Annotated in this window: 12 protein-coding genes; 3 read left to right on the forward strand and 9 right to left on the reverse strand. The window is 72.0% G+C overall.

Annotation, left to right across the window (positions count from 1 at the left end):
• Positions 1-212: 212 nt before the first annotated feature.
• Positions 213-1,058, forward strand: coding sequence for a DUF559 domain-containing protein (locus M2302_RS11440; RefSeq protein ID WP_280837893.1), 846 nt, complete (start codon positions 213-215; stop codon positions 1,056-1,058).
• A 92-nt stretch (positions 1,059-1,150) separates the two neighbouring features.
• On the opposite strand, the gene M2302_RS11445 is transcribed toward M2302_RS11440, so the two are convergent.
• From M2302_RS11445 to M2302_RS11455, 3 genes are read right to left on the reverse strand one after another with little or no spacing between them, the layout of a single operon-like run.
• Entirely contained in the window at positions 1,151-1,519 is a 369-nt protein-coding gene (locus M2302_RS11445) for a DUF779 domain-containing protein (protein WP_280837894.1), read from the reverse strand.
• Positions 1,520-1,542: 23 nt separating this feature from the next.
• Positions 1,543-3,048 carry an aldehyde dehydrogenase gene (gene adh, locus M2302_RS11450; protein ID WP_280837895.1) on the reverse strand — a complete coding sequence of 502 codons (1,506 nt, stop codon included), beginning with the start codon at positions 3,046-3,048 and terminating at the stop codon, positions 1,543-1,545.
• 39 nt (positions 3,049-3,087) lie between these two features.
• Positions 3,088-4,374 carry a GAF domain-containing protein gene (locus tag M2302_RS11455; RefSeq protein WP_280837896.1) on the reverse strand — a complete coding sequence of 429 codons (1,287 nt, stop codon included), beginning with the start codon at positions 4,372-4,374 and terminating at the stop codon, positions 3,088-3,090.
• Between the two features lie 231 nt (positions 4,375-4,605).
• On the opposite strand from M2302_RS11455, the gene M2302_RS11460 reads away from it, so the two are divergent.
• Positions 4,606-5,286, forward strand: coding sequence for a hypothetical protein (locus tag M2302_RS11460; protein ID WP_280837897.1), 681 nt, complete (start codon positions 4,606-4,608; stop codon positions 5,284-5,286).
• Between the two features lie 104 nt (positions 5,287-5,390).
• Here the strand turns inward: M2302_RS11460 and M2302_RS11465 are convergent, their stop codons facing one another.
• The 5 genes from M2302_RS11465 to M2302_RS11485 all read right to left on the reverse strand — a co-directional run bounded on the left by M2302_RS11465 (position 5,391) and on the right by M2302_RS11485 (position 10,531).
• Complete coding sequence (locus M2302_RS11465) at positions 5,391-6,380, reverse strand: transporter (RefSeq protein WP_280837898.1); 990 nt, start codon at positions 6,378-6,380, stop codon at positions 5,391-5,393.
• Complete coding sequence (locus tag M2302_RS11470; RefSeq protein ID WP_280837899.1) at positions 6,377-7,267, reverse strand: ABC transporter ATP-binding protein; 891 nt, start codon at positions 7,265-7,267, stop codon at positions 6,377-6,379. The genes M2302_RS11465 and M2302_RS11470 overlap by 4 nt, the downstream gene beginning before the upstream one ends.
• An 11-nt stretch (positions 7,268-7,278) precedes the next feature.
• A complete protein-coding gene (locus M2302_RS11475; RefSeq protein WP_280837900.1) occupies positions 7,279-7,695 on the reverse strand; it encodes a GntR family transcriptional regulator in 417 nt (138 codons plus the stop codon).
• A gap of 127 nt (positions 7,696-7,822) precedes the next feature.
• Complete coding sequence (gene gabT, locus M2302_RS11480; protein WP_280837901.1) at positions 7,823-9,091, reverse strand: 4-aminobutyrate--2-oxoglutarate transaminase; 1,269 nt, start codon at positions 9,089-9,091, stop codon at positions 7,823-7,825.
• Positions 9,092-9,094: 3 nt separating this feature from the next.
• On the reverse strand, positions 9,095-10,531 hold the full coding sequence (locus M2302_RS11485) for a gamma-aminobutyraldehyde dehydrogenase (protein ID WP_280837902.1): 1,437 nt from the start codon (positions 10,529-10,531) through the stop codon (positions 9,095-9,097).
• A gap of 140 nt (positions 10,532-10,671) precedes the next feature.
• Here M2302_RS11485 and M2302_RS11490 point away from each other — a divergent pair, with 140 nt between their 5' ends.
• Positions 10,672-12,111, forward strand: coding sequence for an aldehyde dehydrogenase family protein (locus M2302_RS11490; RefSeq protein WP_280837903.1), 1,440 nt, complete (start codon positions 10,672-10,674; stop codon positions 12,109-12,111).
• Positions 12,112-12,248: 137 nt separating this feature from the next.
• On the opposite strand, the gene M2302_RS11495 is transcribed toward M2302_RS11490, so the two are convergent.
• Complete coding sequence (locus tag M2302_RS11495; RefSeq protein ID WP_280837904.1) at positions 12,249-13,472, reverse strand: SUKH-3 domain-containing protein; 1,224 nt, start codon at positions 13,470-13,472, stop codon at positions 12,249-12,251.
• Between the last annotated feature and the right edge of the window lie 33 nt (positions 13,473-13,505).

Consider the following 13,505-nt stretch of genomic DNA (forward strand, 5'->3'; position numbering starts at 1 on the left):
CCCCGCCCCACCCCGCCCGCGATCTTGCACTTTCTGCCCTGACTTTTCGGTCATAAGGCGCACATCGAGGGCCATAAGTGCAAGATCGCGGGAGGGGTGGGGCGGGGCGAGGGCGGGAGAGGAGGGGAGGGGTTTTCCACAGGGGGGTTGGTTGTCCACAGGGTGGGGTTTGGGGTGGGCGGGGAGGGGCGGGGTTGGGGGATTCTGCCCGCATGGGGGTTCAACTGTGGCGCGTGGAGTCGTTGACTCGTCAGATCACCGTCAAGCGGCTTCGGACGCGGGTCGGCAGGGAGGAACTGCGCCGGGTGCGGCGAGGCGTCTACGCCGACCAGCCGTGCGATGACGAGGACGAGCTGCGGGCGCTCATGCTGTGCCTGCCCGAGGAGGCCATGCTGGCGCGGCAGACCGCGGCGCGGCGGCACGGGTTCGGAGTGCTGCGAGAAGATCAGGTTCACGTCCAGCTTCCCGCCGCGGTGCCCAAACCGCGACTCCCTGGGCTGGTCGTGCACCACTCGGTACTTCCGGTCGAGCCCGTTCTCGTCGGTGATCTGCCGTGCGTCCCGCCGGTCCGATGTGCCGTGGACCTCGCGCGCACCGTCCGCCGGATGGGCGCCCTGCCGGTGCTAGACGCTGCCGTTCGCTCCGGAACGGTGACCCGGGACGAGCTGTTGGCCGAGGTTGCGGCTCATCGGGCCCTGCGCGGTGTCCGCCAGGCCCGGGAGTTGGTGCCGCTCGCCGACGGCCGGCCGGAGTGTCGGCAGGAGAGCCAACTACGATTGGTGCTGATCGACAGCCGGCTGCCGGCGCCCGAACCTCAGCTGTGGGTGTTGGACCGGGACGGCATCCCTCGGTACCGACTGGACCTGGGCTACCGCCAGCGCCGCGTGGGCATCGAATACGACGGACTATCCCACCTGGACCGCGACCGGATGCGGTACGACCGCGACCGCCTCAATTGGCTCGACGCCAACGGCTGGCGCATGCGCTACTTCACCGACCGCGACCTCTACCGCCGCCCCGCCCACATAGTCGCCACCATCCGCGCCGCCCTCTCGTGATCCTCCTCTGCGCGATCTTGCACTTTGTGCCCACAGGCTGTCTTCTATGTCCGGGATGCCGGGGCGCAAAGTGCAAGATCGCGGCTGCTGCGTCAGGCGGCGAGCCGGGAGCGGATGAGGAAGCGGACGCCGTCCGGCGCCTCCAGGGAGAACCCGCTGCCCCGGCCGGGCACCACGTCGACCGTCAACCGGGTGTGTTTCCACAGCTCCCACTGGGACGTCGACATCCAGAACTCGACCGGTTCGGGCACGCCGTCCACCTCGAGTGCCGCCAGCAGGACGTCCGAGCCGCCGGTGCGGAACTCGCCGGCCGGGTAGCACATCGGGGCGCTGCCGTCGCAGCAGCCGCCGGACTGGTGGAACATCAGGGCCCCGTGCCGCTCTCGCAGCGACCGGATCAGCTCGGCCGCCGCGGGAGTGACGGTAACGGGCGGCGCCGTGGCGCCCGGGGGACCGGGCACCACAGCGTCTCCACGGGCGGCCATCAGAAGAAGCCGAGTTTCTTGGTGGAGTAGCTGACCAGCAGGTTCTTGGTCTGCTGGTAGTGCTCCAGCATCATCTTGTGGTTCTCCCGCCCGATGCCGGACTGCTTGTACCCGCCGAACGCGGCGTGTGCCGGGTACGCGTGGTAGCAGTTCGTCCAGACCCGCCCGGCCTGGATCGACCGCCCGGCCCGGTACGCGGTGTTCATGTCCCGGGTCCAGACGCCCGCGCCCAGCCCGTACAGGGTGTCGTTGGCGATCTTCACGGCGTCGTCCAGGTCGGCGAAGGAGGTCACCGAGACCACCGGGCCGAAGATCTCCTCCTGGAAGATCCGCATCGAGTTGTCGCCCTCGAAGATCGTCGGCTGGACGTAGTACCCGCCCGACAGCTCCCCGCCCAGATCCGCCCGGGCGCCGCCGGTCAGGACGCGAGCGCCCTCCTGGCGGCCGATGTCCAGGTAGGACAGGATCTTCTCCAGTTGGTCGTTGGAGGCCTGCGCGCCGACCATCGTGTCGGTGTCCAGCGGGTGGCCCTGCACGATCCGGCCGGTCCGCTCGACCGCCGCGGCCAGGAAGTCCGAGTAGTGGCCCTGCTGGATCAGCGCCCGGGACGGGCAGGTGCAGACCTCGCCCTGGTTGAGGGCGAACATGGTGAAGCCCTCGAGCGCCTTGTCGTGGAAGTCGTCGTGGGCGGCGCTGACGTCGTCGAAGAAGATGTTCGGGCTCTTGCCGCCCAGTTCCAGGGTGACGGGTTTGATGTTCTCGCTGGCGTACTGCATGATCAGCCGCCCGGTGGTGGTCTCGCCGGTGAACGCCACCTTCGCCACCCGGGGCGAGGACGCCAGCGGCTTGCCCGCCTCGACGCCGAAGCCGTTGACGATGTTGAGCACGCCCGGCGGGAGCAGGTCGGCGACGAGCGAGAGCCAGTAGTGGATGGACGCCGGGGTCTGCTCGGCCGGCTTGAGCACCACCGCGTTGCCGGCGGCCAGCGCCGGGGCCAGCTTCCAGGTCGCCATCAGGATCGGGAAGTTCCACGGGATGATCTGCCCGACCACGCCGAGCGGCTCGTGGAAGTGGTACGCCACGGTGTCGTCGTCGATCTCGCCGAGGCTGCCCTCCTGGGCGCGGATCGCGCCGGCGAAGTAGCGGAAGTGGTCGATCGCCAGCGGGATGTCGGCGGCCAGCGTCTCCCGTACCGGCTTGCCGTTCTCCCAGGTCTCGGCGATGGCGAGGGATTCCAGGTTCTCCTGCATCCGGTCGGCGATCCGGTTGAGGATCAGCGACCGTTCGGCGACCGAGGTGCGTCCCCAGGCGTCGGCGGCGCCGTGCGCGGCGTCGAGCGCCTTCTCGACGTCCTCGGCGGTGCCCCGGGCCACCTCGCAGAAGGTCTGACCGGTGACCGGGGTGGGGTTCTCGAAGTACTGCCCGCCGTGCGGCTTGACGTACTCGCCGCCGATGAAGTGGTCGTAGCGGGACTGCCAGTGGGTGGGGGCGTCGTAGCGCGTCATCGGGTTCCTCCGCCGTCCGTCAGGGGTGATGGCGGGACGCTAGTTTCCGCGACGTTGCAGCGACGTTGCGCGCTGAAGGTCGTACTCGGCGCAGAGCTGGCCGATGCGGGCCAGAGCGAGCGGCCGGCGCGGCGCGCCCGGCGGCAACGCCCGTGCCAGGGCCTGCCAGGCGGTGAGGTCGTCGGCGCCGGCGGGCGTCGCGGTCCAGGCCGCGAGGAGCGCCGGGTCGCCGGCGGCCAGCACGGCCGCGCGCAGCTGCCCGTCGACCAGCCGGCGCAGCCGGGCCACTCCCGGCGCGTCCGAGGCGGGCAGCAGCGACCCCGGGTACGCCCGGAGCGCGCCCGCCGCGTCGCCGCGTTCCAGCAGCTCGCCGACGGTACGGAAGTCGGCGCGCACGGTGCCGCGCAGCCGGTACGGGCGGGAGTCGAGCAGTTCGGGGCCGAGCGCCCGGCGCAGCCGGGACAGCTCGGCGCGCAGCGTGACCGGGTGCAGCCGGTCGTCGCCGTAGAGGTCGAGGCCGAGCTGTTCGCCGGTGCGCCCCTCCGGGTGGTCGAGCAGCAGCACCAGCAGTTCGCTGTGTCGGCGGCCGAGCCGGACGCGCCGCCCGCCGACGCGCAGCTCGGCCTCGTCCCGGCCGAGGGCGGCCACCGAGATGACGTCGGGTTCGGCCGGCGCGGCGCTGGCCAGGAACGCCTCGGCGGCCCGCGCGGTGGCCCGGACCAGGGCGAGGCTCTGCGGGGTGGCGAGGTGGTCGCCACCGGTGATGTCGATGGCGCCGAGCAGCCGCCCGGTGGGGTCGTGGATGGGTGCCGCGGCGCAGGTCCAGCGCTGCACCGGGCGGACGAAGTGCTCGGTGGCGAAGATCTGCACGCTGTGGTCGACGGCGAGGGCGGTGCCGGGGGCGTTGGTGCCGGCGTGTGCCTCGTCCCAGCGGGCGCCGGGGACGAAGTTCATCCGTTCGGCGTGCCGGAGCACCCCCGGATGCCCCTCCACCCAGAGCAGCCGCCCGCCCGCGTCGCAGACCGCCATCAGGTGCGCACCGTCGTCGGCGATGCCGCCGAGCAGGTCGCGGAAGAGCGGCAGCACCCGGGCGAGGGCGTGGCCGGCGCGGTAGCTCTCCAGCGCGTCGTCGGCGAGGTCGACCGGGGCGGTGGCCTCCGGGTCGAGCAGTGCGCCGGCCGACCGCCGCCAGGACTCGGCGACCACGTCGCGGACCCGGGGCGGCAGGTCACCGGCGGTGAGGAACGCTTCGTGGGCGGCACCGACCTGCGCGATCCGCTCGGCCGGATCGGCACCGAATTCCAGGGCGAGCCACGGGTCGGCCATCGGCGACCTCCTCGCGCCCATCGTGACGCAGCCCACCCCTGTTCGCCAATACCGGTTGCCCAGGCCCCTCTCCGCAGAACGACGGCTTCATGACCGTCGGTGTCGGTGCCGGTGGCACCGCGTCACCGAATCGCCCTTCCGGAAACTCTCCTGCCAGAACCGCTGAACCGCGCAGCGCTCCCACGCCGTACCAGGCGGCGTACGGAGATCACCGGACGACGGGAGACAAAGGTGCAGCGCAAGCACGTGTTGGCGGCAGGGGTGGCGGTGGTCGCCGCGGCGGTGGTGGCGGTCGGGACCGGGTTCGGCTTCGCCGACACCACCCCCGCCCGGCAGAGCGCCTGCCAGGGCTCGGTGACGTTCTCGGCCGAGGGCGGGGCACCCGCCGCGACCAGCGGGCAGTTCCCGGTGGGCACCCGGCTGCGGGTGACCAACCTGGACAACAACAAGGCGGCGACCGTGACGGTGACCGGCCCGTCCGGAAGTTGCGTCCTGCTCAACGCCGCCGCGATGGAGCTGGTCCGGGAACCGGGCAAGAACGTGATCCGGCGCAACCTGGTGGAGCGCCTGGACGGGGCCGCCGCGCAGCCCGGGGGAGCGGCCCAGCCCGGCGGTCAGACCCAGCCGGGCAGCGCGCAGCCCCCGGCGCAGCCGGGTGGCGCGCCTGCGGCGAGCGTCTGTGCCGGTGCGATCACCTTCTCGGCCGAGGGCGGGGCGCCCGCCGCGACCAGCGGCCAGTTCCCGGTGGGTACCCGGCTGCGGGTGACCAACCTGGACAACAGCAAGGTGGTGACGGTGACGGTGACCGGCCCGTCGGGCAGTTGCGTGCTGCTCAACGCCGCGGCGATGGATGCGATCCGGGAGCCCGGCAAGAACCTGGTCCGCCGCAACACGGTCGAACTGCTCCGCTGACCCGCCGGCCCGCTGGTGCGAAGCGGGCCGGATGAGTGGAACACCATGGGTGTCACGCGGAAGGTGCGACACCCATGGTGTTCCACCGGGAGCCCGGGCGGCGGTCAGGCGATGCGGCGGAGGCGGCGTACCGCGAGGTAGAGCAGGAGCGCGGCGAGGGCGACGAAGATGCCGGTCTCGATGCCCTGGAACAGCCAGAACCGGTCCGCCGGCTGGTACAGCTGCCAGTTGTACGCGCCCGGCTGGAGGCCCAGCTCGGCACCGCACGCCCGGCCCTTCGCCTCCGCGGCGCCGGGCGGGCACATGATCCGGGTGTCCTCCGCCATCATCGTCCCGTCGGGGTTGCGGATGCCCTGGCTGAGGATCCAGTCGCCGCGGGCCATGGCGGCCTCCGTGGCCCCCTCGATCGGGAAGGTGAGGGTGCGGGCGGGCTGGTAGTGCGGGCGGGCCAGGACCGCCACCGCCGCCCGTACGCCGATGAACCCGGCCAGCGTGATGCCCATGGCGGGCAGCATCCGCTTCCACACGGTGCCGGCGAAGATGCCCAGCGCCACGGCGAAGAGGGTGTATCCGATCGGGGCGATGCCCTGCAGGTCGAACACGATCACGCCGAGCCGACCCTCGTACGCGGCCTGGGTGAGCGGTTCGACCCACCACGACATGCCCAGCCCGTAGCAGACCGCGAGGACCACCACGGCCGCGCCGACCAGCCCGAACTTCACCAGCGCCCAGCGGGTCCGGCCGACGCCCTGGGTCCAGACGAACCGGTGCGTGCCGTGCTCCACCTCGCGGGCGACCAGCGGGGCGCCCCAGAACAGGCCGACCAGCACCGGCAGGGTGAGCAGCAGCACGGCCACCAGGTTCAGGCTGCCGTACCGGTTGGTGAAGCGGCGGAAGCCCGCGTCGCAGGTCTCCCGGGTCGCCGCCGCCACGTCGGTGCCGGCGAGCTGGCGTGCGCAGTCCGCCAGCCCGAGGTCGGCGAAGGTGTGCCGCATCGACAGGCCGATCGGCACCATCAGGGCGGCGAGCGCCGCGAACCCCAGCAGGGTGAAGAACGCCTGCTTGCGGTGTTGCCGCCAGGTCAGCCAGATCATGCCGGCACTCCCCACTCGCTGTGACTGGTCTGCGCGGCGCCGTCGGCGAGGTAGGCCAGGACGACGTCCTCCAGGCCGACCTCGCGTACCGTCCAGGCAGGATCGGTGACCGGACCGTCGGTGCGGACCAGCAGCGTGGACTGCCGGTCGGTGTGACTGGCCCGGACCACCTCGGCGACGCCGCCGATCGGCCCGTCGTCGTACCGTGGGCCGACCAGCTGCCGGTGCGCGGCCACCAGGTCGTCGACCGAGTCGGCGAGCTGCACCTGGGCGGCGTTGAGCACGATCAGGTAGTCGCAGACCCGTTCCAGGTCGGCCAGCAGGTGCGAGGAGAGCAGCACGGTGGTCTCCGACTCGGCGACGCTGCCCATCAGCGACTGGAGGAACCCGCGTCGGGCCAGCGGGTCGAGGCTGGCGACCGGCTCGTCGAGCAGCAGCAGCCGGGGCCGTTTCGCCAGCGCGAGCGCCAGCGCGACCTGCGCGCGTTGCCCGCCGGAGAGCTTGCCGACCCGCAGGTCGGGCGGGATGCCGAGCTGGGCCAGCCGGTTGCGGGCCAGCGCGGCGTCCCAACGCCGGTTCAGCCGGCCACCGAGGTCGACCAGCTCGGCGGCGGTGAAGTCGCGGTAGAGCGGGGTGTCCTGGGCGACGAACCCCATCTCGGGCAGCTGCTCCGGGTTGTCGTACGGCGACTCGCCGAAGATCCGTACGGCGCCGGCGTCGGGTCGGAGCAGCCCCACCGCCAGGTGCAGCAGGGTGCTCTTGCCGGCGCCGTTGGGCCCGACGAGGGCGGCGATCCGCCCGGCCGGCAGGTGCAGCGAGCAGTCCCGCAGCGCCCAGGTCTTCCCGTAGCGTTTGCCCAACCCCTGGGCCTCCAGGGCGATCTCCATCTGGTGTCCTCTCATCGTGCCGGGGCGGTCTTCGTGCCTTCGGGGTCAGCGGTGAGGGCGGCCCGCATGGTGGTCTCGACGAGGGCGGTCACGTCCTCGGGGGTCAGTCCGGCCGCGCGGGCGCGGTGCAGCCACGCCACCAGCTCCTCGCGCAGCTCGGCCTGGTTGGGCAGGGACGTGCCGGCGAGCGTGCGCCGGACGAAGGTGCCCACCCCCGGGCGACCCTCGACCAGGCCCTCGATCTCCAGCTCCCGGTACGCCTTCAGCACCGTGTTCGGGTTGATGGCCAGGGACTGGGCGACGTCGCGGACCTTCGGCAGCTGGTCACCGGGCGTCAGCAGGCCCACCCGCAGGGACTGTTTGACCTGCTGGACCAGCTGCACGTACGTGTTCACCTTGGACCTGCCGTCCAGCACGAACTCGATCACCCAGTCGCCCTTCCATTGTCCTACGACAGTAGGACTATAGGACAGGATTGGGCGTCCGGTGGACCCGTGACACGAAAAAGCGCCACGGGTGTCGTCGACACCCGTGGCGCTTTCTGACCGACGGGGCTCAGCCGAAGGCGGCGTCCAGGATGTCCAGACCCCGGGCCAGCTCGTCGTCGGAGATGACCAGCGGCGGCAGGAAGCGCAGCACGTTGCCGTACGTGCCGCAGGTCAGGGTGAGCAGCCCGGCGGCGTGGCAGGCCGCCGAGATCGCCGCCGTGGCGGCCGGGTCCGGGACCAGGGTGCCCGGCTGCACCAGCTCCACGGCGAGCATCGCGCCCCGGCCGCGTACCTCGGCGATGCGCGGGTCACGCTCGGCGATGGTGCGCAGCCGCGCCGCCAGCACCGTCTCGATCCGCTGCGCCGCGCAGGTCAGGTCCAGCTCCCGCATGGTCTCGATGCTGGCCAGCGCCGCCGCGCAGGCGATCGGGTTGCCGCCGTAGGTGCCGCCGAGGCCACCCACGTGCACCGCGTCCATCAGCTCCGCCCGGCCGGTCACCGCCGCCAGCGGCAGCCCGCCGGCGATGCCCTTGGCCAGGGTGATCAGATCCGGCACGACCTCCTCGTGCTCGCAGGCGAACCACTGCCCCGTCCGGCAGAACCCGGTCTGGATCTCGTCGGCGACGAAGACCACCCCGGCCGCCGTCGCCCACTCGCGCAGCGCCGGCAGGAACCCCGCCGCGGGTACGACGAAACCGCCCTCGCCCTGGATCGGCTCGATCAGCAGCGCGGCCACGTTCTCCGCGCCGACCTGCTTCTCCACCAGCTCGATGGCCCGGGCCGCCGCCTCGGCGCCGGAGAGACCCCCGTCGCGCAGCGGGTACGACATCGGCACCCGGTAGATCTCCCCGGCGAACGGCCCGAACCGGTGCTTGTACGGCATGTTCTTCGCGGTCAGCGCCATGGTCAGGTTGGTCCGACCGTGGTACGCGTGGTCGAAGACCACCACCGCCGGCCGCCCGGTCGCGTGCCGGGCGATCTTCACGGCGTTCTCCACCGCCTCGGCGCCGGAGTTGAACAGCGCCGAGCGCTTCTCGAAGTCCCCCGGGGTGATCGCGTTGAGTTGCTCGCAGACCGCCACGTACGACTCGTACGGCGCGACCATGAAGCAGGTGTGGGTGAAGCGCTCGACCTGCGCCTTCACCGCCTCGACCACGCGGGGCGCGGAGTTGCCCACGTTGGCGACCGCGATGCCCGCCGCGAAGTCGATCCACTGCCGGCCCTCGACGTCGGTGATGGTGCCGCCGCCGGCGTGGTCCACGTAGGACGAGATGGTGCTGCCGACGCCCCGGGCCACCGCCGCGCCGCGCCGCTTGTGCAGTTCCTCGGACGACATTGGTCAGCCCTCGATGTTGTGCATGACGTGCTTGATCCGGGTGTAGTCCTCCAGGCTGTAGACCGAGAGGTCCTTGCCGTGCCCGGAGTGCTTGAAGCCGCCGTGCGGCATCTCCGAGACGAACGGGATGTGGGTGTTCACCCAGACGCAGCCGAAGTCGAGCCGGCGGGTCATCCGCATCGCCCGGCCGTGGTCCTTCGTCCAGACCGAGGCGGACAGGCCGTAGTCGACGCCGTTGGCCCAGCGCACCGCCTCGTCCTCGTCGGAGAAGCGCTGCACGGTGATGACCGGGCCGAACACCTCGTCCTGGATGATCTCGTCGGCCTGCCGTACCCCGGAGACGACGGTCGGGGCGTAGAAGTAGCCGCGCTCGCCGAGCCGGGAGCCGCCGGTCTCCACGCTGGCGTGGTCCGGCAGCCGGTCGACGAAGCCGCTGACCCGGGCCAGCTGGTTGGCGTTGTTCAGCGGGCCGTAGAGCACGTCCTCGTCGTCCGGCGCGCCGGTCTTCGTGTTGCGGGCCTGCTCGGCCAGCGCCGCGACGAAGTCGTCGTACACGCGGGGGCCGGCGAGCACCCGGGTGGCGGCGGTGCAGTCCTGGCCGGCGTTGAAGTAACCGCCGACCGCGATCGCCTCGGCCGCCGCCGCGACGTCCGCGTCGTCGAAGAGCACCACCGGGGCCTTGCCGCCCAGCTCCAGGTGGGTCCGCTTGAGGTCCGGCGCGGCGGCGGAGGCGACCTCCATGCCCGCGCGGGTCGAGCCGGTGATCGACACCAGCTGCGGGGTCGGGTGCGAGACGAGGGTACGACCGGTGTCCCGGTCGCCGCAGACCACGTTGAACACGCCCGGCGGGAAGAACTCCGCGGCGATCTCGGCCAGCAGCAGCGTCGACACCGGCGTGGTGTCGGAGGGCTTGAGCACCACCGTGTTGCCGGCGGCGAGCGCCGGGGCGATCTTCCAGACCGCCATCATCAGCGGGTAGTTCCAGGGGGTCACCTGGGCGCAGACGCCGATCGGCTCACGCCGCACGTACGAGGTGTGCCCGGCCATGTACTCGCCGGCCGAGCGGCCTTCGAGCAGGCGGGCGGCGCCGGCGAAGAAGCGGAACTGGTCCACCGCCGGCGGCAGTTCCTCGTCGGCGGTGAGCTGGCGCGGCTTGCCGGTGTTGCGCACCTCGGCGTCGACCAGCTCGGCGGCGCGAGCCTCGACGGCGTCGGCGAGCTTGAGCATCGCCTTCTGCCGCTCGCCGGGGGTGGTGTCCCGCCAGCTCTCGAAGGCGGTGGCGGCGGCCTTCATCGCCGCGTCCACGTCCGCCGCGCCGGAGACGGGGGCCTGGGCGAAGACTTCACCGGTGCACGGGTCGATCAGGTCGGCGTATCCGCCGTCCGCCGGTTCGACGTACTGGCCGTTGACGAAGTTGCGCAGCTGCTGCTGGTCGCTCATGAGGATGTCTCTCCAGGGGTGGCCGGGAGTCTGTCGCGGAGGTAATCGGAATCTCGTTGCCATCTTCGCTACTGAATTCGCGGCAGACAAGGCCCGTGGCGACTGTTTCCGTGTGGGCGGTCGTCGTCTACGCTGCCGACGTGGAGCCGAGAGCCTTCTATGTCGCCGGTCGCCCCGTTCACGGTGAGGGCGAGCTGACCGTCACCCACCCGTACGACGGCCGGACGGTGGGGCGTACCACGCTCGCCACGGCTGACCAGGTCGAGGCCGCCGTCGCGGCGGCGGCCGGCGTGGCGGCGCAGGCCGCGGCCCTGCCCGCGCACGTGCGGGCGGCGGCCCTGGACCACGTCTCCCGGCGGCTGGCGGAGCGGGCCGAGGAGGTCGCGGCGCTGATCACCGCCGAGAACGGCAAGCCGGTCAAGTGGGCGCGGGCCGAGGTGGGGCGCGCGGTGTCGACGTTCCGCTGGGCGGCGGAGGAGGCGCGGCGCTTCTCCGGCGAGTTGCAGCGCCTGGACACCGACCCGGCGGCGACCGGGAGGATCGCCCTGGTACGCCGGGTGCCGCGTGGCCCGGTGCTGGGGATCGCGCCGTTCAACTTCCCGCTGAACCTGGTGGCGCACAAGGTCGCCCCGGCGATCGCGGTGGGCGCGCCGATCATCGTGAAGCCGGCCCCGGCGACGCCGCTGTCGGCGCTGCTGCTGGGGGAGATCCTGGCCGAGACCGAGCTGCCTGAGGGCATGTTCTCGGTGCTGCCGCTGCCCAACGAGCGGGCCGCCGAGCTGGTGGCCGACCCGCGGCTGCCGGTGGTGTCGTTCACCGGCTCCGGCCCGGTGGGCGCGGCGATCCGCCGGTCTGTGCCGGAGAAGCACGTGACGCTGGAGCTGGGCGGCAACGCGGCGGCGGTGATCTGCGAGGACTGGGCCGCCGACGAGGACCTGACGTTCGCGGCGCACCGGATCGCCATGTTCTCCAACTACCAGGCCGGGCAGTCGTGCATCGCCGTGCAGCGGGTCTTCGTGCACGAGTGGCTCTACGACGGCTTCCTGCCCCGGCTGGTCGCGTCGGTGCAGGAACTGCGGGTGGGCGATCCTGCCTCCGGGTTGACCGACGTCGGGCCGCTGGTATCTGAGGAGGCGGCGCAGCGGGTCGAGGCGTGGGTGGACGAGGCGGTCATGGCCGGCGCCACCATCGAGGTGGGCGGCCGGCGCGACGGCGCCACCTACCCGCCCACCGTCCTCTCCGGGGTTCCGTCCTCCGCGAAGGTCTGCACGGAGGAGGTCTTCGGGCCGGTCCTGGTGGTCGCGCGGGTCACCGACGACCGCGCCGCGTTCGCCGCCGTCAACGATTCCGCGTACGGGTTGCAGGCGGGGGTGTTCACCCACCGCCTGGACGTGGCGTTCGAGGCGGCGCGGGTGCTGGAGGTCGGCGGGGTGATCGTCGGGGACGTGCCGTCGTATCGCGCGGACCAGATGCCCTACGGGGGCGTCAAGGGGAGTGGCGTGGGGCGCGAGGGGCTGCGCAGCGCGATGGAGGACTACACCGAGCCGAGGGTGATGGTGCTGACCGGCATGGCGTTGTAGCCGGTGTCAGCCGGCGTGGCTGGTGCGGTGCTGGCCGGGCGTGTCGGCGTGGGGGGCGGTCACCTCGTTGCGCGGTATGCCTGTCAGGCATATTTATGCCCCTCAGGTATATCGCTCAGGCGGCATAGAACCGCCGCTCACCAGGTGCCGTCGTCGCGGACCCGGGCCGGGGCCAGCCCGAGCAGGAGCGTGGTGAGCGCGGCGTCGATGTCGTCGCCGAGGAACCACTCACCGGCCTGGTCCAGGGCGAAGATCCGGCCGTGCTCGTCCACCGCGAGGATGCTGTCCTGCCGTTCGGAGCCGATCGGGAACAAGCGCACGCCGAGGACCGTACCGAAGTCGGCGAGGGTGTCGGCGGTGTGCGCCGCATGGAGTGGATCGATGCCGAACCAGGAAATCCACACCTCCCGTCCCGGGCCGCGACGGCCGGACGTCATGCCCGGAAACCGCGTGAGCGCTTCCTGAGCAGCCGGAAGGTCCGGATGGCCACTGACTCGCTCCTGGGTCTCGAGGATCGCGATCCGGGCGATGTCCGCGTCGCCGCGGCCGGGCCGCCAACCGCCATCCACAAGTGCACTCGCCACCTCAGCTGGGAAGCGGCCCGGCTCCGGTGAGGTACGAGTCTCCGGTCGCAACTCCCGGGTGTACGCCAGATCCGACCACCCGATCACCGCGAAGTGCACCAGAAAGTTCAGGCAGGAATCGCATGCGCGTTCGGCCGGACCGGCGGCCGGGTCTCCCGGTTCCCTTACGCGGAAAATCTGGAACGGGGATTCGAAGAGAAGCAGCTCCGCCTCCCGCATCGTCAGCGGGGCCTCGCCCGCGGCGGCGCGGCGGTGGTCGTACTCGTGGAGGACGTCGGAGACGACGATCAGCTCGGCGTGGCGGTCGCCGCCCCGTACCAGGTGCCCGGCCGGCAGGTCGTCCAGGTACGCGCGGACCAGCGGGTGGTGGTGCAGCTCGACGTCTCCCTTGACGCCGTGGCCGAGGTACGTGCGGCCCTCGACGGTGAGGTGGGCGACCGTGGCCGGCGTCGGCAGCCGCCGGATCTCGCGGAGCAGCTGGCTGGCCGGGTCGACCGTACGCGGCGCCGGGCCGCCGGCGGGGCGACTGCGGCGGTACATCTGCTCGACGGCGGCGACCGGCACCCGCGGCCAGGTGGAGACCTCGCCGGTCTCCTTGTCCACCACCGTCGTGGGCAGGTCACCCGGCACGGTGTCGACGTCGGGGGTAACGACGGAACGGATCACGTACCCCAGGTCGAACTCGTCGATCCTCGGACGGCACTCGTGACCCAGGCGCTGTGAGTCGCGGCGGGCCCATACCATGGCGAGCTGCTCGGCCTGCTGGCGATCGATCACGAGCTGAAAACTACCGGACCCCCACGACTTCGT

Source organism: Micromonospora sp. A200 (assembly GCF_029893845.1).
Lineage (GTDB): Bacteria > Actinomycetota > Actinomycetes > Mycobacteriales > Micromonosporaceae > Micromonospora > Micromonospora purpureochromogenes.

Coding starts and splice junctions, on each gene's coding strand:
- M2302_RS11465 (WP_280837898.1), bottom strand. CDS start 6,380: ATGATCTGGCTGACCTGGCGGCAACACCGCAAGCAGGCGTTCTTCACC.
- M2302_RS11455 (WP_280837896.1), bottom strand. CDS start 4,374: ATGGCCGACCCGTGGCTCGCCCTGGAATTCGGTGCCGATCCGGCCGAG.
- M2302_RS11470 (WP_280837899.1), bottom strand. CDS start 7,267: ATGGAGATCGCCCTGGAGGCCCAGGGGTTGGGCAAACGCTACGGGAAG.
- adh (WP_280837895.1), bottom strand. CDS start 3,048: ATGACGCGCTACGACGCCCCCACCCACTGGCAGTCCCGCTACGACCAC.
- gabT (WP_280837901.1), bottom strand. CDS start 9,091: ATGTCGTCCGAGGAACTGCACAAGCGGCGCGGCGCGGCGGTGGCCCGG.
- M2302_RS11485 (WP_280837902.1), bottom strand. CDS start 10,531: ATGAGCGACCAGCAGCAGCTGCGCAACTTCGTCAACGGCCAGTACGTC.
- M2302_RS11440 (WP_280837893.1), top strand. CDS start 213: ATGGGGGTTCAACTGTGGCGCGTGGAGTCGTTGACTCGTCAGATCACC.